This is a genomic window from Microlunatus kandeliicorticis (assembly GCF_014137855.1).
GTDB classification, from domain to species: Bacteria; Actinomycetota; Actinomycetes; order Propionibacteriales; family Propionibacteriaceae; genus Microlunatus; species Microlunatus kandeliicorticis.
Genome location: NZ_JACGWT010000001.1, coordinates 251,040 through 270,590 on the forward strand (window position 1 = coordinate 251,040; position 19,551 = coordinate 270,590).

Below are 19,551 nucleotides of genomic sequence, written 5' to 3' on the forward strand. Positions count from 1 at the left end.
CGCCGCGGGGTGCGGTGCGGCCGGGATCAGGCCGGCTTGATGCCCTGGACGAGGAACACGGCGTCGTTGAAGTCGTAGTTCACGCCGGCGAGGTCCTCGGTGAAGAGGTAGGCGTTCTTGACGACCTTGCCGTTGGCGCCGCGGACCTGGAAGACCCGGACGTGCTGACCGCACTGCTTGGTGTCACAACCGACGGCCTTGTCCGCGCCGATGGTCTTCTGCAGCTTGGGGTCGGAGAACTCGGTCTTGAGCTTCCAGCCGAAGACGCCGGCCCGCTTGAACGAGAAGCTGCCCTTGCCCCACTTCTGGTTGCGCGGCATCGCCGACTGGGCGTCGAACCGGTTGCTGGTCTGGAGCAGCCGCAGCTTGCCCGGCTTGCCCTTGCTGTAGACGCTGATCGTCGACGTGTCGGGGTAGGTGTGCCAGGCGGCGAGCTGGGTGACCTTGACCGACTTCTTGCCGTCGGCCATCCGCCAGTACGGGCTGAGCACCTCGTCGGCGCTGAACTTCTTGTACTCGCCGCGGCTGTACATGCTCTTCGGGGTCTTCGTCTTGTAGCCGAAGTGGCTGACGAGGGCCTGGAAGGTCGGCTCCTGGTTGTGCTCGGAGTACTTCTGCCACCAGCCGGTCAGCTTGATGGTGTTGGTGTGGCTGGTGCCGTTGTTCCAGACGATCTTGGCGGCGTCGTTGTGCCAGGCACCCCCGTCGGCGGTGAAGTTCACCGTGAGGTTGACCGACTTGCCGGTGCCCAGGCTGAACGGCAGCTTCCAGGGTGAGGTGATCGAGAAGTCCGAGGTGCCGGTGGTCGCCGAGGTGACCCGGAGCGGCGACTTGCCGGTGTTCTTCAGGGTCACCGTGACCTTGTCCAGCGTCCGCTGGTTGGCGTCGGCGTGGTTCTGGATCTTGTTCATCACGATCAGGCTGTTGCTCGGGGCGCGGCCGTTGGTGATCGAGAGCTTGCCGGGCGTCGCGGCGGAGGCCGGGAGCAGCGAGGTCGTGGCGACCAGCGCGGTGCCGGCGAGGACGACGGCGCCGGCGCGGAGCGGTGTGGACATCAGGGGCCCTTTCGGTGGAGGTGGGTCGTTCCGCGTCCGGCTCCGGCCAGCAGGACGCTGGACGCGGTGGTACCGGTCAGGGACGGGGTGGAACGGGACGGGTGGAACAGGTGGAGGGAGGCGGGGCGGATCGCACGGATCCGGCCCGCGCCGTCGTGCGGCTCGAGGGACGGGGGACGCGACCGGGGAACCCGGTCAGTGCTCCTCGCCGGCAGCCCGGCGGGGCATCGGGCGGGACGGTCGGCGACCACCCCGCGTGCCGGGGTCGCGTCGTTGCGACCCGGTGCGCAGTTGCTTGAGCCGCAGCCACAGCCACGGCAGGCAGAGCAGCCCGGCAGCGAACCGGGCCACGTTCCAGGGGAGGGTCTGCGGCAGCAGCACGGTGGCACCGGCCACCAGGCAGACCACGAGGCAGGCCAGCACCGTGCGCCACCCGGGCCAGCGCGGCCCGAGGTCCCGGGGCAGCGCCCGGTACTGCACGGCGGCCTGAGCGGAGACCGCGACCAGGGTGGAGGCGGCGGCGCCGGCGATCCCGAACAGCGGGATCAGGGCCAGGTTGGCCCCGAGCTTGATCACCACGCCGACCGCCGCGCTCAGCCCGAGCGGGCGCCCGCGGCGGAGCGTGATCAACATGGTCGACGACGCGCCGAGGGTGGCCATCGGGAACGAGGCCAGGGCCACCAGGTAGGTGACCAGCAGCAGGCCCTCGGGCCGGAACGACGGCGGGGCCAGCACCCGGAGCGCCACCGGCGCGGCCAGGGTGATGCCGAGCACGCACGGCATGATCAACTTGAAGACGCCCTCGCGCGAGTCGCGGACGACCTCCCAGCGCTGGCCGAGGTCGGCGATCTTGGCCAGTCGCGGGACCCAGGCGCGGTTGGTGAAGGAGAGGATCAACATCACGACGTAGCCGAGGGTGTAGGCCACCTGGAAGCGGCCGACCTCGACGGTGCCGAGCAGCCGCTGGGTGACCAGCCGGTCGCTGACGTTGATCACGAACACGCTCAGCCCGGTGAGCATCAGCGGCAGCCCGAGCCGGAACGCGCGGCGCAGCACCTGCCGGTCGGCGATCCCGCGGAGACGCGGCCGGGCCATGGTCAGCCCGATGGCCAGGGCGGCGAACTGGCTGATCACGCCGCCGGCGGCGTAGACCACCGCGGTGGACGCGATCAGCGCCATCCCGGCCAGCCCGAGCACCTGGCCGCCGACCGAGGCGATCACGCTCACCGTGGCGAACCCGCGGAGCCGGTCCTCGCTCTGCAGCAGCGCGAGCACCATCAGCACCGCGCCGCCGGGGGCGGTCCAGAGCAGGGCGATCCAGACCAGGTGGGCGTCGGGGAAGCCGAGCGGGGCGATCCACAGCGGCGAGGTGGCGGCGGCGAGCACGGCGACCAGCGCGGCCAGCGCGATCCCGCTGGCCAGCAGCCCGCGCGCGGCCCGGTCGTCCTCGCCCGCGGCGCGCTCCACCTGGAGGGCCTGGTCGAGCCCGAAGACCGCGACGATGATCAGCAGCTGGTAGAGCGCGATGATCGAGGCCAGCGCGCCGAACTCGCCCGGGCCGAGGACGTGGGCGAGGACCGGGGAGACCACGGTGCTGACCACGGTCTGCATCGACCAGACGACGACGTAGAGCATCCCGCGGCCGAACAGGTCGCGGCCGTGCTGCTGCTGGGCCTTCTCCGACGCGGTCCCGGTGGGAGCGGTCCCGGCGGTGCCGGTGGCCGGGGCCTGGTCGCGGGTCGGCGTGCTCACCGGACCGCCTCGGGGACGGCGGTGCGGGCCGGGTCGCGCAGCTCGGCGTCGATCCGGTCCAGCAGCGGTCCGCTCACCGTGCTCGACACCTTGCGGGCGAACAGCGCGGGGACGGTGCGCGGACGTTCGGGGTCGACGCCGCGGGCGGCGGCCTCGAGCCGGTCGAAGTGACCGGCGGTCAGGGTCGGCGGGCTCTTCTGCCGGGTGCCGTCCCAGCCGATCCACCAGGCGGCTTCGTTGATGCTCTCGTTCTCCCAGTCGACGCCGCTGATCGGGCTGCGCAGCAGGGTGGGGACGAACGTCTCGTCGGCGCACCAGCTCCGCCGCCAGAACGCCACCAGGTCGGGCCGGGCGTCGACCAGGTCGACCACCGCCCGGGCGTGCGCCCGGCTGATGATCTTCCACACGCTGGCGCCGGACGGCGACACGTCTGCCGGGATCCGGCGTGGGACGGGCAGCCGGAGCATGTGCTTGCGCCAGGCCCAGTGCCGGTAGCGCAGCCGGGCGAGCCCGCCGCTGCGCCCCCAGGCGGGGAACGGCAGCGGCCACAGCTCGGCCACCGACCGTCCGCCGGTGCCGACGATCCAGTCGGCGACCGCGGCGGCCGGGTGCAGCGGGTAGTCGGCGCCCGACAGCACCACCAGGTGGCCGGCCTCGGTGGTCTCGAGGAACCGGCGGTAGCCGGCCAGCTCGGCCTCGACCAGCCCGAAGCCGGCCCACTCGCAGACCTGGCGCGGGGTGACCACGGCGCTCGGCTCGAGCCCCTCGGTCATCGCGGCGAAGACGGCCGGGTCGGTGCGGGCGTCGCAGTGCAGCAGCACCGGCATCGGGGCCAGCGCCGACCGCAGCCGTAGCACCTGCGGGGCGTCGCCGTGGGCGAGCACCAGGCAGGCGACCCGCCCGGTGCTTGCCCCGGGCGGCGACGGGTCGTCCCGGTCGTCGGCGGTCACCGGTCGGCCTGCAGGTCGCGCTTGAGCTCGTAGAGCCGGGCGGTGTCGGACCGACCGACCTCGACCCAGTAGGGCGAGTCGGCCACCGCGGCGCGGAGCCGCTGGTAGTCGTTCCAGGTCTGCAGCCCGTAGCGGTCGTCGTAGCCGCCGATCGAGTCGGAGACGTAGAGGTAGACGTCGCCGCGGATCGGGGTGCTCTGCAGGGTGTAGGTGACCTGGTTGAGGTCGGCCACCGGGTCGTAGGCGCTGCCGGTGGTGGTCGGGAAGCCGTCCACCCGCACCCGGCTGGAGTAGTCGACCTGGTCGTAGCGGTCGGTGATCCGGGCCGGGGTGGCGTTCTTGGTGCCGAGCGAGAACAGCATTGAGCCGAAGACCGCACGCTGCTCGTAGATGCTGGTCACCTGGGCGTCGCCCGGCCGCAGGATGCGGGCCCAGTCGAGCCCGGTCTGGCCGTAGACGTTGACTGCCATCATCGCGGCGAAGCCGAGCGCGATCACCGGGGCGAGCGCGGCGGCCCCGGTGCGGACGGCCCGACGGCCGAGGCCGGCGGCCCGCTCGGCCACCAGGGAGCCGAAGCCCGTCGGGAGCGCCGCGGCGACCAGCACGCCGAGCCACGGGGCGGCGAACAGGACGATCCGGAAGACGCCCTCCTGGCCGTAGTTGGTGCCGAAGGCGAGCCCGACCGGGCTGACGAAGGCGAAGGCCAGGCCCCAGTGCAGCCGGTCGCGGCGCTGGAGCACGGTGACCAGGGCGACGATCCCGAAGACGACCAGCGCGGCCGCGGGGACGTAGAAGGCGAGCCGGGTGACCGCCGCCACCGGGGCGGCGCTGACCGGGTGCTCGGGCGGCGCGATGTTGGCCAGCACGGCTCCGAGGTCGCCGATGTTGATGTAGCGGGCGATCAGCCGCCAGTTGAAGCCGGCCCAGCCGATCGCCGGGACGATGGCCAGCAGCGGGAGCCACCAGGGCTTGACCAGCCGGAAGGCCACCAGCGCGATCAGCGCGAAGGCGAGCATGAACGGCGAGATCTGGTGGGTGACGGTGACGGCGACCGACAGCCCCAGCGCCACCCCCCAGCGGGTCAGCCGGACCCGGCGGAGGGCCCGCTCGTCGAGGCCGTCGGTGGCGGGCGGCGCGACCAGCAGGGCGAGCACGGTGATCGCCAGCAGGAAGCCGTAGGCCTGCGGGGAGAAGTAGGTGCTGTTGACGGCGTCGCCAAGGGCGAACACCGCGGCGGCGATCCAGGCGCGCTGCGGGTCGAGGAACCGGCCGGCGAGCAGCCGGACCGCGGCGACGGTGATCGGGGTGATCACGACCGGCCACCAGGTGGCGATCCCGAGCAGACCGGACAGGCTGCCGAGCCCGGTGGAGGCGGCGATCCACGCGCCGCCGACGAAGAGCCCGGCCCAGCCCTGGTAGATGTCACCGGCCAGGTCCAGCCGGCCGAAGCCGAGGACGTACTGCTCGATCCCGATGTGCCGGGCGGCGGCCATCACCGTCGGCGCCTCGTAGAGCAGCGCCTGGGACAGGATCACCACGGTGCCGGCGGCCAGCACCGGGGCGGCGACCAGTACCCGGCGGAGCAGCGCGACCACGAACGAGACCGCGATCAGTGCGTATCCGACGTACCAGAGCGGGCCGACGGTGCCGAGCAGGCCGGACGGCTGCGGCAGGGTCGCGTGGGTGGCGGCGTCGACCGCGGCGAGCACGGTGCCGAGACCGGCCAGCGCTCCGACGACGGCGAGGTCGCGGGTCGCCCCGGCCGGCCGGTGGTGCGCGGTGCGGGGGCGGCCCGCGGAGACCCGGCGGGCCTCGACGACGACCGCGCGGACCAGCAGGGCGGCCGCGGCGACGGCGGCGACCGCGAAGGCGACCCGCGGGTACCAGAGACCGGTCAGCGCCATCGCGTAGCCGACCGCGCTGGTGACGGCCAGCCCGGACGCGGCGGCATAGACGACGAACCCGAGCCGGGTCAGCCGCGGCACCAGCGACACCACGGCGACGCCGAAGCCGACGGTCATGAAGACGGCGAGCAGCACACTGCCGAGCGTCCCGGCGCCGGTCGCCCGGGCCAGCAGACCGAGCGGCAGCGGCACCAGACTGAGCAGCGCCGCCAGCAGTCGGCTGGTCGGGTCCATCACGGCGTCGGTGGGGCCGTCGGCGGCGGTGCGCCGGGTCAGCGGCTCGAGCGCGCACCAGCGGTCGCGGAGCGTGCGCCGGCTGGGCAGCTGCTCGCGCACGGCCGGGCTGACCCGGGTCTCGGTCTCGCTCTCGAGGGTGTGCGGGGTCTGGTCGGAGGTGATCGTCATGAGTGCGTCCCTGATCGGTGGAGGTCGGCAGGTGCTCCCGGGCTGCGGACCAGCGGGCTGGCGGCAGACAAGGGGCCGGGAACACCGGACGGACGGGTGGCGCGGGCCGGGTGGTGGCGGTGCGCCGCGAGGGCGGACGGCCCGACCGGACGGGTGCGGCGGGCGCGGTCGACGTGGGCGGGGGGACCGGGGCGGGCGGCGTCGCGCGCGGACCGGGGGCCGGGGGGCGTCATCGCCAGGCCTCGGCTTCGAGCCAGTCGACCTCGATGGTGGCCTTGCTGTGCAGGGCCGGCTGCCGGAGGGCGTCGGTGCCGGTCTGGAGCACCCAGTGCATGGACCGGGTCGGGACCATCGTGGTCGACTGCCCGACGATCGAGCCGTCGAGCGTGAAGGTCACGAGGTCGGGGCTCCACTCGATGGTGGCGGTGTGCCAGCTGTTGAAACCCGCGTCGGTGTCGAACTCTTTGAACGTGCCCTTCTCGGTGGCGTAGTGCGCCACTGCCTTCATCTTGCCGTCCAACGGCCCTTCGGGAAAATCGATCTCGCCGTCGCGCGGCCACTTCTCTGAGTCCGGCCACAGCAGGAAGGCCAGTCCGTAGCCCGGGACGGCGTCGGCGCGGAACCGGACGGTGTAGCGGCCGTAGATCTGTCCGTAGGTCGGCAGGGTGGGCAGCACGGCCGCTCCGAGCGGGGTGCCGTCGGGGTTCTGCATGGTCCAGCGGAGCGACCCGTCGGCCACGCTGAGCACCTTCGACGGGGCGTAGCGGCCCTTGCCGCTGGTGTCGGACCAGCCGTCGGGATAGACGGTGAACCGCTTGGCGTAGGTGGTGCCGGGGAACTGGCCCGCGGGCACCGGGGTGTCGAAGTCCTCGCGGAAGACCTCCCGCCAGCCCTGGGCGTACACCGAGCGCATCACGACCACGGTGACCGTGCTGCTGATCGCCATGGCCAGCAGCAGCACGGCGACCGACAGCAGCGCGCGGCGCCAGCGTCGACGCGGCCGCGGTCCGGGCGTGCTGGGGGCGGCCGGCGGTTGCGGGGGCTGCGGGGCCCGGAAGTCCGGTCCCGGGGAGCCGAGCGCGCTGTAGCGCGGCGGGCCGTCGGGGCGGGAGATCAGACCGGTGTCGGGCACGCCAGCACCTCCTGGTCGCGGTCGCGCTCGCGGTCGCCCGGGGTCGGGGCCGCGGTCCGGCTCCCGGCGTGCGCGGCGCGCAGCGCCTGCTCGACCCGGTCGGTGGTGGCCTCGAGGCTGAAGTGCGCCTCGACGTGGGCCCGGCCCGCCGGGCCGAGGGCCGGGTCGGAACGCCGCCAGCCGAGCCGGCGGTCGATCGCGGCGGCCAGCGCGGGCACCAACGCGTCGGGGTCGGTGGCCGGGACCAGCTGGTCGGCGAACCGGCCGGTGAGGATCTCCGGGATGCCGCCGGTCGCGGTCGCCACCACCGGCACCTGGGCGGCCATCGCCTCGATGACCACCCGGCCGAACGGCTCGTGCCACACCGCGGGGAGCACCATCAGGTCGGCGGCGTGCAGCAGCGCGGTGACGTCGGACTGTCGCGGCAGGTGCCGGACCGGGCGCGGCGTCCCGGCGTGCGCGGCCACCCGCGCGGCCAGCACCGGGGCCACCTCCGGGGTGGGGTCGCCGACCAGCAGCAGGGTGGCCGGGCGGGTGGACGAGACCGGGTCGGCCGCCAGCCGGGCCCAGGCCTCGAGGAGCTGCGGGACGCCCTTGTCGGCGGCCAGCCGGCCGTAGTGCAGCACCACCGGGTGCTCGGGACCGCCCGCCCCCGAGCCGACGGGCGCGGCGGCGAGGTCGGGGAGCAGCCGGGCCCGGGCGGCGGCGCGTCCGGCGTCGTCGGTGGGGGTGTAGCGGGCGGGGTCGATGCCGTTGGGGACGACCTCGACGAGCGCCGGGTCGAGCCCGGCGGCCACCCACTCCCGGGCCAGCCAGGCCGAGACCGCGAGGTAGCGGTCCGCGCGACCGGTCAGCGCACCGACCAGCGCGCGGCCGGCGCGGCGAGGACCGAGCGGGCCGAGCCGGTAGGGGTGGTGACGCAGGTGGACGACCAGCGGCGCGTCGGTGGCGCGGGCGGCACCGAGGCCCCAGAGCAGCTGCTCGGACCGGTTGAGCCAGATCACGTCGGGTTGCAGCGCCCGGGTCGCGCGGACCGCGGGCGGCAGGTGGTGCAGGGTCCGCCAGGGCCGGGCGGCGGCGACCGTGAACCCGGGCACCCGGGTGATGCCGGCGGCGAAGGTCTCCCACTCCGGACGCAGCCCGGCGTCCGCGGCGCCCGCTCGGTGGGTGCGGTCGGCGTGCAGCAGGTCGATCCGGTGGCCGCGGGCGGCGAGCGCCCGGGACACCTGCAGCGTGCTGTGCTCCACCCCGCCGAGCGGGGAGAAGTCCTCGGTGTTGACCAGCACCCGGAGCCCGGGACCGGTCATGGGGCCGGTCATGGGGCCGGTCATCGGCGGACCAGCGCGCGGGCCGGGCGGTCGGCGGCCGGGCGGCGCGCCGGGTGACGGGCGGTGCGTCGCCCCCGCAGGTAGAGGAACGGCCCGCCGGCCAGCCCGAGCAGCTCGGCCCGGGTCAGCGACCGCGGGAACCCGGCCGCCTTGCGGGCGTTCTTGGGGGAGCGGGCGCTGAACAGGTGCTGCAGCCCGGGGAGCGTCCGGCGCAGGATCCGCGCCCGGCTGGTGCGGTCGGTGACCAGCTGCTTGGTGATCATCGCCGACAGCCCCGAGCCGTAGGAGCGGACCTGGCTGCGGAGGGTGGCCACGTCGATCCGGTGGCTGTGCAGGATCAGCGCGTCGGGCTCGTAGAGCAGCACCCGGCCGGCGAGGACCAGCCGGATGAACATGTCCAGGTCCTCGCCGCCGCCGGCGGGCGAATCCGGCGCCTAGTGCCTCGTCGAACGGCCCGAGCGCGGCGAGCGCGTCGGCGGTGAAGGCCATGTTGTTGCCCGAGCCGAAGACGCCCGCGTACGGGTAGATCCGCGGTGGGTCGATGGTCCCCGCCCAGGACGTCAGCGCCGGGTCGAGCTCGACGCCCGGAGCCGCTTCGGGGAACCACCACAGCAGCCGGTCCGGGCCGCGGTTGAACGAGCCGAAGTCCTCGAACAGCTGCTGCACCGGCGTCGGCTCGCCGTCGGGGACGGTCCGGCCGGTGACGGCGGAGAGCTGCGGGTGCAGGTCGAAGCCGCGCCGCAGCGCGGCCAGCCAGCCGGGGTCGACGACGCAGTCGTCGTCGGTGAAGGCGATCACGTCGCCGGCGGCGGCGCGGACGCCCCGGTTGCGGGCCGCGGACAGGCCGCGACGCGGCTCGGTGACCAGCCGGAGCGCGGGACCGGTGCCCGGGCCGCCGAGCCCGGCCCGGATCTCGCTGACGATCCCGGCGGCCCGGCCGACGCCGGGCGCGTTGTCGACCACGACGATCTCGAAGGCGGGGCCACGCTGGGCGAGCAGCGAGAGCAGCGTCTGCCGCAGGGTGTCGCGGCGGCCGTCGGTGCAGACGACCGCGGTGGTCAACGACGAGGCACCGGACCGTTGGTCCGGTGTCCCCACGTGGCCCGGGCGGGCCTGGTGCGCCTGAGTGGTGGCGGAGTCGGTGCGGGCGGTGGAGTGGTGCTCCCCGTGTGTCTCCCCCGAGACGAGCCCGGGCGTGGAGGACCGGGCAGGCGACACGGAAGCGTTCATAGGCCCACCGCGACGGGGTCGGGCCGCGTGGCCCCGGCCACCGGACGGTCGCCGACGTGCTCGTCGAGCACTGCCTCGATCCGTGCGGTCTGCGTATCGAAGTAGGCCCGGACCCGGTCGAGAATCTCCTCGCGGCGGGCCTGGAGCCCGGCCAGATGGGCTTCGAGCGCGGCCGGGGTGAGGCCGTCGAGCGGCACCAGCAGCTCGGGCAGCCCCATCTCGGTGACGATCCCGACGATCTTGCCGTGGGTGGCGGGGTCGGTGACCACGACGGCCAGCGCGCCCTCGCTGAGCGAGAACAGGAAGCTGTGCAGCCGGTTGGTCAGCACCAGGTCGGCGCTGCTGTAGGTGCGGAAGATCCGCTCGGCGCTGACCGCGTCGCGGTCGAAGCTGACCCGGGCCACCTCAGCGTTCCCGGCCAGCACGGTGTCGCCGAAGGCGGCGTCCCGGACCACCTGCGCGCACCAGGTCAGCTCCGGGTGGTCCTCGCGGGCCAGCATCGCGGCGACGTAGTCCTGCAGGAACGCCGACAGCTGCTGGGCGTAGGCGGGCTGGACGTGACCGTCGGTGCTGCCGGCGAAGCTCAGCACGACACCGCGGCGCTGGTCGGCGGGCAGCCCGCCGACGCCGAGGGTGTAGGCGAGATCGGCCGACCGGCCGGTGGTGCGGATGCCGACCCGGCGGGCGTAGGCGACGCTGACGTCGTCGCGCGGCGCGTAGACCTGCTGGGCCCGGGACTGCAGCCGCTCGAGGTGGAGCAGCGCGCCCTGGCAGTCGTTGACCGAGAACCCGAGCCGGACCGTGGTGATCCCGCAGAGCCGGCCGAGCAGGGTGAGGCCGAGCAGGCCGACCCGGCCGAGGCTGTAGCGGAAGCCGTACCGGCCGCCGATGTGACCCGGCTTGAGGAACAGGTAGACCGGGCGCTTGCTGCGGCCGAGCCGCCGGGCCAGCCCGGCGGCCAGCAGCCGGCGCGGGAAGCCGGGCCGGTCGTCGGCGGTGTCGACGTGGACGCCGATCACCTGCCGGGCCCACTCGGGCACCCGGCTGACGTCGACCCGGACGGTGCCGCGACGCTCGAGGAAGCGGAGCAGCTGACGCAGGATGATGTCGTCGCCCAGGTTCTCGATCTGGGTGGCGGCGTCGATGAAGATCAGCGGCGTGCGGTCAGCGGGCATGCTGGACCATCTCCCTGGGGGCGTCGGTGGAGTGCAGGGGGGTGGCGGGTCCGGTCGCGCTGTGCGGTGCCGGGGTGGTGGCGATCGGTGCGAGGGCGAGCGGACGCCGGCCGGAGGCGAGCGAGCCGCCGCGGCCGAGCAGCCGACCGAGGGTCAGCAGCCCGCCCTCGACCATCCCGCGCCACTCGGTCCGGCGCAGGGCGGCCGGGTAGTCCTCGGTCCGGGCCTCGTTCTTGTCCGAGTGCGGGTCGAGCAGGTGCCGGACGCCGGCGGGCACCCGGCGGGCGATCTGGACCGCCTGCTCCGGGCTGGACAGCGCCCAGCTGAGCATCACCGCGGTCAGCCCGCGGCCGTAGTCGCGCAGCTGCTTGCCGAGCAGCGCGACGCTGTCGCGGTGGTGGTGGAACACCCAGGCCCGCGGCTGGTAGTAGATCGTCGCGCCGTCGAACATCAGGGTCAGGAACAGGTCCAGGTCCTCGCCGGACTTGACCGGGGTGCCCGGGCCCAGGGTGCGGTTGTACCCGCCGAGCCGGGCGACCAGGTCGCGGCGGTAGGCCATGTTGTTGCCCGACCCGTAGACGCCCGGGGCGTAGGGGAACAGCGGGTGGTCGGGGTGGGCGTCGGCCAGCCGGTAGCGGGCCGGGCGGAAGCCCTTGCTGAACCCGCCGAACTCCTCGAACATCTCCTGCGCCGGTGAGGCGAACCCGGCCGGCAGCACGAGGCCGGTGACGCAGCCGACGCTCGCGTCGGCGAACGGGGCGACCAGCTCGCGCAGCCACTGCCGCGAGACCACCACGTCGTCGTCGGTCGCGGCGATGATCTCCCCGCGGGCGCCGGCGATGCCGCGGTTGCGGGCCGGGCTGACGCCGGCCACCGGCTCGTGCACCACGCTCAGTCGGGTGTCGCCGGCGTACGGCGCGAGCAGCGCGGCCACCGATCCGGCGGTGTCGTTGTTGTCGACCACGACGACGTCGAAGTCGGGGTAGTCGCTGGCCAGCACCGAGGCGACGGCGCGGCGCAGCTCGGCGGAGCGTCCGCGGGTCGGGATCACCACGGTGACCGACGGGGTGTGGCCGTCGGCCCCGGTGAACACGTCGGCCCCGACCTCGGGGACGGTCATCGCCGCGGCGGCGGCCGCGAGCTCGCGCAGCCGGGGCTCCGGCAGCGGGTGGCCGGGGGCCAGGTCGAGGGTGTCGACCGGGTTGCCGTCGCGGGTGACCAGCAGCCGGGTGCGCACCGGGTGCGCGGGCTGGTCGGGCCCGTCTCCGGACGGGGAGTCCGCCGGGGAGTCAGCCAGGGCGTCGGCCAGCGCGTCGGCGTAGCCGAGCTCCCCGACCGGACGGCCGTCGGCGTCGATCGCGAGCTCGGCGATCCGCAGCGGGGCCCAGCCACCTCCGCCGGTCTGCTCGGGAGCGCCGGCGGCGTGCGCGACGCGGGAGACCTTGGCGCCGACGTAGCCGGTGACGGTGGCCGAGAAGCCGGCCACGATGGCGGCCGAGCGCAGCGGGAGCCCGCGGAGCACGCCGGTGGTGAGCACCGAGGCGACGTAGCCGACCTCGCTGGACAGCCCGTCGCCGCTGCCCACCCGGTCGGTGAGCACGGCCTTGGAGCGGCCCTCGTGGTAGCAGCGGGAGAGGAAGTAGGAGAGCCGGCCGCGGTCGGCGGGGACCGCGTGCCGGACCGAGGCCTCGGTGGTGCGGATGATCACGGCCCGCGGGTCGGCCTGCCGGATCCGGATGCAGAGATCGGTCTCCTCGCAGCCGACCGGCAGCGTCCCGACCCGGCCGACCACGGCCGAGAAGCCGTCGACCAGGTCGAACGCCGAACGGCGGATCGCCATGTTGGCGCCGATCGGGTTGCGCACGACCGATCCGTCCGGCGGCAGCCCGCGGTAGTCGCAGCCGACCACCCAGCCGAACTCGTCGGGGAACCAGGACGGTGCCCGGCCCGCTTCCCAGTTCGGGGCGACGGCTCCGCTGACCACGGTCACCTCGGGCCGGGCGAAGCTGCGTCGGTAGGCGGCCAGCCAGCCGGGCTCGGGGCAGGCGTCGTCGTCGAGGAAGATCGTCACGTCACCGGTCGCGGCGGCGACGCCGGTGTTCCGGGCGCCGGACAGCCCCCGCTCCTCGGCGTTCTCGATCACCCGGGCGCGGGTGAAGGCCGAGACGGCGCGGGCCAGCAGGTCCGGGTTGTGGTCGATGACGACGATCACCTCGTCGCCCTCGCGGGCCTGGTCCGCGGACGTCCGGTAGGCCAGCTCGAGCTGGTCCCACCGACGCTCGGTGTAGGCGCAGATGATGACCGAGCAGCTGATCGAACCGTCGAGGACCGGAGCGGCCTCGGCGATCACGACGCTCTCTTGATCACGACGTCGTCGGCGAGGTCTGCCGGCTGACGCACGTGCGCCGTGGTCTCGCGGCGCACGGAATCCCTGCTAGCCAGGGGCTTCGTGGCCGGAGCCGCGGTCCGCCTGGTGCCGAACCGCTCGCTGAGGATGGTCCGCATCACCCGCAGGCCGTCGCTGACCGCGTTGAGGTTGCTCTCCCCGTGGATCCGCTCGGCCTCGATGCTGGCGACCTCGGCGATCTGCTTGCGGAAGGCGCGGGCGACCCGGATGTTGATCAAGGTCTCGATCTCGAAGCCGTCGCCCCACAGCTTGCTGCCGTCGGCCGGCTGCGCCAGGTCGGTGCTCGGCAGCTGGAGCACCGGCAGGACGTCGCGCCAGAAGGCGTTGTAGCCGTAGCAGAGATCGGAGAACCGGGTCCGGAACAGCACGTTCACCACGGTGTTGAGCATCAGGTTGCCCAACCGGCGGCGGAAGGTGATGTCGAGGCTGCGGCCGCCCTTGGCGAACCGGGTGCCCTTGGCGAACGCGGCCCCGCCGGTGAGCGCGGCGACGAAGTCCGGGATCTCCTTGGGGCTGGTCGATCCGTCGGCGTCGATCATGACGATGATGTCGCCGGTGCAGCGCTCGAAGCCGCAGGCCAGGGCGTTGCCCTTGCCCTTGCGGGTCTGCTGGACGACCTCGACCCGCGGGAAGAGCGAGCGGGCCACGTCGACGGTGCCGTCGACGGAACCGCCGTCGACCAAGATCAACTGGTGCACGTCCTGCGGGATGTCGCAGAGCACGTGCGGCAGGTTGGCCGCCTCGTTGAGCGTCGGCAGAACGATGCTGATCGTCGGATCGGGGGTGGGCGTGGTGGACGGGGAGAATGCCTGAAGGGTGGTCACGGGTTGCCTTCGCGTTGGGGTGGAGGGAGCGGCGCCCAAGGACTTGCTGAGCACCGGCTGACAAAACGCAACTTTGCGACCACAGCACCGTAGCCAGGCTCGCGTTAACGGCGAAAGCCAGAATGTGACAGCCAGGTTACAGTGCCGTTACATCGGGGCGACAGACTGAGCCCAGCGGGGTGTCTGGTCTGACCTGGGAGCCGGGTAAGCGCTGCAGACGTTTTGCTGCGGAGTGAGCGGATGGCCGGTTATCTTGCGCTCGTGCCTGTGGTCGACTCGACGCCGTGTGGCCGCTGCGGGCACCCGTGGCGGGCCCACGAGCACTTCCGTCGCGGCACCGAGTGCTCGCTCTGCGCGCCCGGTGACTGCCCGGCGTTCCGGGGTCCGCGACTGATCGACCGCATCCTGCGGCGTCCGTCCGGACGCTGATCCCCGGCGGGGTCAGAACAGGGTCGGCGCCTCGGGTGCCGTCGGGTCCGGCACCGGCGACCGGCGCGGCTGCAGGTGGCCCGACCGCGTCCAGCGCGCCTCCCGACCCTGCAGCCCGTAGCGGCGGAGCAGCGGTTCGGCGCGGCGGGCCAGGTCGTGGCGATAGGACGGCAGCACGGTCGACCCGCCGCGGTAGAGCTCGCGGTAGGCGCCGACGAGCTCCGGGTGCCGTTCGGCCAGGTAGCGACCGAACCACTCGCGCGCCCCGGGCCGCAGGTGCAGGGCGAACACCGTCGCCCCGGTGGCGCCTGCGTCGGCGACCGCGGCCAGGATCGTCTCGAGGTCCTCGTCGCGATCCGTGATCAACGGCAGCACCGGGGCCACCAGCACCTGGCAGGGCAGTCCGGTCGAGCGGATGGCCCGCACCAGGTCGAGCCGGGCCCGGGGGGTCGGCGCGCCCGGCTCGAGCGCGGCGTGCACCTCCTCGTCGGCCAGCGCGATCGAGACCGCCGTGCTGACCGGGACGTCCCCGGCCGCCGCGGCGAGCAGCCCGAGGTCGCGGCGCGCGGTGGTGCCCTTGGTCAGCACCGAGAACGGCGTCCGGCTGGCCGCCAGGGCGCCGATGATCCCCGGCATCAGCCGGTAGCGCCCCTCAGCCCGCTGGTAGGGGTCGGTGTTGGTCCCGAGGGCGACCGGCTCGCCGCGCCAGGACGCCCGGGCGAGCTCGCGCTCGAGCACCTCGACGACATTGACCTTGACCACGATCCGGCTGTCGAAGTCGTGCCCGGCGTCGAGGTCGAGGTAGGTGTGGGTCTGCCGGGCGAAGCAGTAGGTGCACCCGTGGCTGCACCCGCGGTAGGGGTTGATGGTCCAGTCGAACGGGACGCCGGAGGCCGGCGGCACCCGGTTGAGGGCCGACCGGGCCAGCACCTCGTGGAAGGTGATGCCGGCGAACTCCGGGGTCTGCACGGTCCGGACCAGACCGGCGATGCCCTCGAGACCCGGCAGTGCGCCCGGGTCGGTCGCGTCGACCTGCTGTCCCGACCACCGCACCCACCTATTCAAACACACGTTCGGATCCGCGGACAGCGGTCGTCAGCGGTCCGGACACCACCGGGCGGGCCTACAGTGCGGCCATGAACCCCGCACCCCACACGGTCCGACGCAGCGGGCTCGTGCCCGCCCCGGTCGAGGACGTCTTCGAGGTCGCGCTGTCGACCCCGCTGCCGGAGCTCTACCGACGGCGGTGGGGCCCGATGCCCCCGATCGTCTCCGTCCGCGACCAGCAGGGGGAGTGGACCACTCCCGGCCAGACCCGCATCTTCCGCACCGCCGACGGCGGGGAGTTCGAGGAGCGCTGCGGAGCCGTCGACCGGCCGCACGGCTTCGCCAACCGGTTGACCGTGCTGCGCGGCCCGTTCGCCCCGCTGGTCGGCGTGGTCGAGGAGTCCTGGTCGTTCCGCCCGCAGGGGACGGGGACCGAGGCGACCTGGGAGTGGAACCTCTACCCGAAGGCGGCGCCGGCTCGGCTGGCGCTGCCCGTGGTCGGACGGCTCTGGCGCGGGTACGCCGGCGCGGTGCTGGCGCAGCTGGTCGAGGAGGTGGCCCGGCGGCGCTGACCACGGGCCTCGAGCGGCGGGGGTGCCCGGGAGCCCTGGACGCGGCCCCGGGCGTCGGTTCTAAGGTTCCCTATGGACTTCTCCGACCTCCGCTCCCGGGCCGGCGCGCTGGCACCCGAGCTCGTCGACTTCCGCCGCCGGATGCACGCCGACCCCGAGGTCGGCCTGGAGCTGCCCCGCACCCAGCAGCGGGTGCTCGAGGCGATCGACGGGCTCGGGCTCGAGCTGACCACCGGGACCCGGACCACCTCGGTGGGCGCCGTGCTCCGCGGCGGCCCCGGTGCGGCCGGCTCCGATCGTCCGGTGGTGCTGCTCCGCGCCGACATGGACGCGCTGCCGGTGGCCGAGGAGGTCGACGTCGACTACCGCTCGACCAACGGCGCGATGCACGCCTGCGGGCACGACCTGCACACCGCGATGCTGGTCGGGGCGGCCCGGCTGCTGGCCGAGCAACGCGATCGGCTGCCCGGCGACGTCGTGCTGATGTTCCAGCCCGGCGAGGAGGGCATGGGCGGCGCCCGGATCATGATCGAGGAGGGGATCCTCGACCTGGCCGGCCCGCGGGCCTCGGCCGCGTTCGGGATGCACGTCTTCGCCGCGATGGCCCCGGGCGGGATCTTCCTCACCTGCCCCGGACCGATGCTCGCCGCCTCCGACGGGTTCCGGGTCGTGGTCCGCGGTCGCGGCGGGCACGGATCGGCCCCGCACCGCAGCGCCGACCCGGTGCCGGTGCTCGCCGAGATCATCACCGCCCTGCAGACCGTGGTCACCCGGCGGTTCGACGCGTTCGACCCGGCGGTCGTCACCGTCGGCTACGTCCGGGCCGGGACCAAGCGCAACGTCATCCCCGACACCGCCGAGTTCGACGCGACCGTGCGCACCTTCAGCAGCGCGCACGCCGAGCGGATGCGCGAGGTGCTGCCCCGGGTGGCCCGCGGGATCGCCGAGGCGCACGGGCTGACCGCCGAGGTGACTTACAGCACCGAGTACCCGGTCACGGTCACCGATGCGGACGAGACCGCCCGCGCCGAGCAGCTGATCACCGGGCTGGTCGGCTCCGACCGGCACAGCCGGATGGAGCACGCACTGACCGGCTCGGAGGACTTCTCGTTCGTGCTCGACGAGGTGCCGGGCACGTTCGTCGGACTGTCCGCGGTGCCACCGGGGGTCGACCCGGCGACGTCGGACTACAACCACTCACCGCGGGCGACCTTCGACGACGCCGTGCTCGCCGACGGCACCGCGCTGTACGCGGCCTGGGCGCTCGACCGGCTGGCCGCGCTGTCCGGCAGCGCCGAGCAGGAGGCCTCGTGAGCACCGCCGCCGGGACCCGGACGGCCCCGGTCTCGCAGCGTCGGACGTTCGTCGCCACCGGGATCGGCAACGCGCTCGAGTGGTACGACTGGGGCATCTACGCGAGCTACGCCAAGTTCATCGCCACCCATCACTTCAACCCCGACAACCCGACCTCGGCGGTGCTCAACACCCTCGCGGTGTTCGCGGTCGGCTTCGTCGCCCGCCCGTTCGGCGGGCTGTTGCTGGGCTGGGTGGCCGACCGCAAGGGCCGCAAGTTCTCACTGATGCTCTCGGTGCTGGTCGCCTCGTTCGGCGGACTGCTGATCGCGGTCACCCCCGGGTACGCCACCCTCGGGGTCGGAGCCTCGCTGATCCTCGTGGTGGCCCGGCTGCTCCAGGGGCTGGCGCACGGCGGCGAGCTGCCCGCGGCGCAGACCTACCTGACCGAGCAGGCGCCGCGCGAACGGCGCGGGCTGTGGTCGAGCTGGATCTACTTCTCCGGGACGATCGGCAACATGGCCGGCCTGGCGGTCGGCGCGCTGCTGGCGGTGGTGCTCAGCACCGCCCAGCTCGACGACTTCGGCTGGCGGATCCCGTTCCTGATCGGCGCACTGCTCGGGCTGTACGCGCTCTACCTGCGCCGGGGGCTCGACGAGAGCACGGTGTTCACCGCCGACGTCGCGCAGGAGAAGGCGGCCCGGCGTCCGATGGCCCGCGAGATCGGCCGGCACTGGAAGCGCGCGCTGCAGGTGATCGGGATGACCATGGGCGCGACGGTCATCTACTACACCTGGGCGATCAACGCGCCGTCCTACGCGCAGACGACGCTCAAGATCGACTCCGGGGCGGCGCTGACCGCCGGACTGGTCGGCAACCTCGTCTTCCTGGTGTTCCTGCCGCTGTGGGGACGGTTGTCCGACCGGATCGGTCGCAAGCCGTGCATGGCCATCGCCCTGTTCGGCAGCGCCGCGCTGGCTCTGCCGATGAACGCGCTGCTGCGGGACTCGGCCTGGCAGCTGGCCCTGACCATGTCGATCATGCTCGCCGTGGTGGCCGCGTTCAGCGCGGTCGGTCCGGCGGTGTTCGCGGAGATCTTCCCGACCCACATCCGGGCCGCCGGCTTCGGCATCCCCTACTCGATCGCCATCGCGCTCTTCGGTGGCACCGCGCCCTACCTGCAGGCCTACCTGGCCGACCGCTACCAGTCGACCACGGTCTTCCCGATCTACGCGGTGGTGCTGCTGGTGATCTCCGGCCTGGTCGTGCTCACGCTGCCCGAGACCCGAGCCGTCGACCTGCACGAGGAGCAGCCGGTCGCGGCCCGGCGGGCGTGATCACCGGCGGATGATCACCAGCGGATGATCACCAGCAGATGATCACGGGGCGGGGGCGTAGACCAGCTCGACGACACCGGTGTCGAGACTGCGGCTGCCGGTGAGCGCCAGCGGGACGCGGCCGTCCTCGAACAGCCGACGACCCTGTCCCACGGCCACCGGGAAGACCAGCAGCCGCAGCTCGTCGAGCAGTCTGTGGGTGGCCAGCCAGGCCACCGTGGTGCCGCTCCCCGAGACCCCGATCACGCCGTCGGTCCGCTCCTTGAGGGCCCGGACCTGCTGCTCGGCCTCGGCACCCGGGATGATCGTGGTCGCGTTCCAGTCGGCCGTGGTGAGGCTGTCGCTGATCACGTACTTGTCCACCTGGTTGATGAACCCGCCGAACGGGTCCTCGGCGGTCGGCCAGTAGGCCGACCACTCCGCGTAGAGCTGGCGGCCCATGATCATCGCCCGGCTCTGCTCGGTCGACGCCGACACCGCGGCACCGACCTCGTCGCTGAAGTAGGGGAAGACGAACAGGTTCGGGGACTCGACGACCCCGTCGAGGCTCATGAAGAAGTTGGCGCTGATGGTGCCCATGGTGGCGTCCTCCGGTAGCTCGCTGGTGCTGTGTGGTGATCGACCCCGCCCGTCCCGGGAACTCATCGGGTCGCACGCCACCGCTCCGAGATCATCGACGCGCACCGGGCCTGTCGACGTGCCCTGTCCTGC

At 73.6% G+C, this 19,551-nt stretch carries 16 protein-coding genes and 1 pseudogene; 4 read left to right on the forward strand and 13 right to left on the reverse strand.

Features of this window, described 5'->3' with window-relative positions:
* Positions 1-26: 26 nt before the first annotated feature.
* From FHX74_RS01195 to FHX74_RS21270, 8 genes and pseudogenes are all read right to left on the reverse strand, one after another.
* Positions 27-1,055 carry an Ig-like domain-containing protein gene (locus FHX74_RS01195; RefSeq protein WP_182558267.1) on the reverse strand — a complete coding sequence of 343 codons (1,029 nt, stop codon included), beginning with the start codon at positions 1,053-1,055 and terminating at the stop codon, positions 27-29.
* Between the two features lie 195 nt (positions 1,056-1,250).
* Complete coding sequence (locus FHX74_RS01200) at positions 1,251-2,807, reverse strand: oligosaccharide flippase family protein (RefSeq protein WP_182558268.1); 1,557 nt, start codon at positions 2,805-2,807, stop codon at positions 1,251-1,253.
* Positions 2,804-3,757: a beta-1,6-N-acetylglucosaminyltransferase gene (locus tag FHX74_RS01205; RefSeq protein WP_182558269.1), complete on the reverse strand. Its 954-nt coding sequence runs from the start codon at positions 3,755-3,757 to the stop codon at positions 2,804-2,806. The genes FHX74_RS01200 and FHX74_RS01205 overlap by 4 nt, the downstream gene beginning before the upstream one ends.
* Positions 3,754-6,066 carry a hypothetical protein gene (locus FHX74_RS01210; protein ID WP_182558270.1) on the reverse strand — a complete coding sequence of 771 codons (2,313 nt, stop codon included), beginning with the start codon at positions 6,064-6,066 and terminating at the stop codon, positions 3,754-3,756. Before FHX74_RS01210 ends, FHX74_RS01205 begins: the two co-directional genes overlap by 4 nt.
* A 229-nt stretch (positions 6,067-6,295) precedes the next feature.
* Positions 6,296-7,198: a glycoside hydrolase family 16 protein gene (locus FHX74_RS20860; RefSeq protein ID WP_182558271.1), complete on the reverse strand. Its 903-nt coding sequence runs from the start codon at positions 7,196-7,198 to the stop codon at positions 6,296-6,298.
* A complete protein-coding gene (locus FHX74_RS19925) occupies positions 7,180-8,517 on the reverse strand; it encodes a glycosyltransferase family 4 protein (protein WP_235970075.1) in 1,338 nt (445 codons plus the stop codon). Before FHX74_RS19925 ends, FHX74_RS20860 begins: the two co-directional genes overlap by 19 nt.
* Positions 8,518-8,525: 8 nt before the next feature.
* Complete coding sequence (locus FHX74_RS19930) at positions 8,526-8,921, reverse strand: hypothetical protein (protein WP_235970076.1); 396 nt, start codon at positions 8,919-8,921, stop codon at positions 8,526-8,528.
* 322 nt (positions 8,922-9,243) lie between these two features.
* Positions 9,244-9,525: pseudogene (locus FHX74_RS21270) on the reverse strand (glycosyltransferase family A protein); the annotation flags it as partial.
* Between FHX74_RS21270 and FHX74_RS19935 the strand changes: the two are divergent.
* Positions 9,410-9,652 carry a hypothetical protein gene (locus tag FHX74_RS19935; RefSeq protein WP_235970077.1) on the forward strand — a complete coding sequence of 81 codons (243 nt, stop codon included), beginning with the start codon at positions 9,410-9,412 and terminating at the stop codon, positions 9,650-9,652. The pseudogene FHX74_RS21270 and the gene FHX74_RS19935 overlap by 116 nt on opposite strands.
* A gap of 100 nt (positions 9,653-9,752) precedes the next feature.
* Here FHX74_RS19935 and FHX74_RS01225 read toward each other — a convergent pair whose 3' ends face one another.
* From FHX74_RS01225 to FHX74_RS01245, 4 genes are all read right to left on the reverse strand, one after another.
* Positions 9,753-10,931 carry a polysaccharide pyruvyl transferase family protein gene (locus FHX74_RS01225; RefSeq protein ID WP_182558273.1) on the reverse strand — a complete coding sequence of 393 codons (1,179 nt, stop codon included), beginning with the start codon at positions 10,929-10,931 and terminating at the stop codon, positions 9,753-9,755.
* Positions 10,921-13,281, reverse strand: a complete 2,361-nt coding sequence (locus FHX74_RS20865) for a glycosyltransferase (RefSeq protein WP_220483365.1) — start codon at positions 13,279-13,281, stop codon at positions 10,921-10,923. The genes FHX74_RS01225 and FHX74_RS20865 overlap by 11 nt, the downstream gene beginning before the upstream one ends.
* On the reverse strand, positions 13,278-14,162 hold the full coding sequence (locus FHX74_RS01240) for a glycosyltransferase family 2 protein (RefSeq protein ID WP_220483366.1): 885 nt from the start codon (positions 14,160-14,162) through the stop codon (positions 13,278-13,280). Before FHX74_RS01240 ends, FHX74_RS20865 begins: the two co-directional genes overlap by 4 nt.
* Positions 14,163-14,603: 441 nt before the next feature.
* Positions 14,604-15,644, reverse strand: a complete 1,041-nt coding sequence (locus FHX74_RS01245; protein WP_182558274.1) for an Rv2578c family radical SAM protein — start codon at positions 15,642-15,644, stop codon at positions 14,604-14,606.
* 83 nt (positions 15,645-15,727) lie between these two features.
* On the opposite strand from FHX74_RS01245, the gene FHX74_RS01250 reads away from it, so the two are divergent.
* The 3 genes from FHX74_RS01250 (at position 15,728) to FHX74_RS01260 (ending at position 18,840) form a co-directional block, all read left to right on the forward strand.
* A complete protein-coding gene (locus tag FHX74_RS01250; RefSeq protein WP_182558275.1) occupies positions 15,728-16,210 on the forward strand; it encodes an SRPBCC family protein in 483 nt (160 codons plus the stop codon).
* A gap of 72 nt (positions 16,211-16,282) precedes the next feature.
* A complete protein-coding gene (locus tag FHX74_RS01255) occupies positions 16,283-17,524 on the forward strand; it encodes a M20 metallopeptidase family protein (RefSeq protein WP_182558276.1) in 1,242 nt (413 codons plus the stop codon).
* Positions 17,521-18,840 (forward strand): MFS transporter, encoded by a 1,320-nt coding sequence (locus FHX74_RS01260; protein WP_182558277.1) that lies wholly within the window; start codon positions 17,521-17,523, stop codon positions 18,838-18,840. The genes FHX74_RS01255 and FHX74_RS01260 overlap by 4 nt, the downstream gene beginning before the upstream one ends.
* A gap of 42 nt (positions 18,841-18,882) precedes the next feature.
* Here the strand turns inward: FHX74_RS01260 and FHX74_RS01265 are convergent, their stop codons facing one another.
* Positions 18,883-19,419 carry a dihydrofolate reductase family protein gene (locus FHX74_RS01265; RefSeq protein ID WP_182558278.1) on the reverse strand — a complete coding sequence of 179 codons (537 nt, stop codon included), beginning with the start codon at positions 19,417-19,419 and terminating at the stop codon, positions 18,883-18,885.
* Between the last annotated feature and the right edge of the window lie 132 nt (positions 19,420-19,551).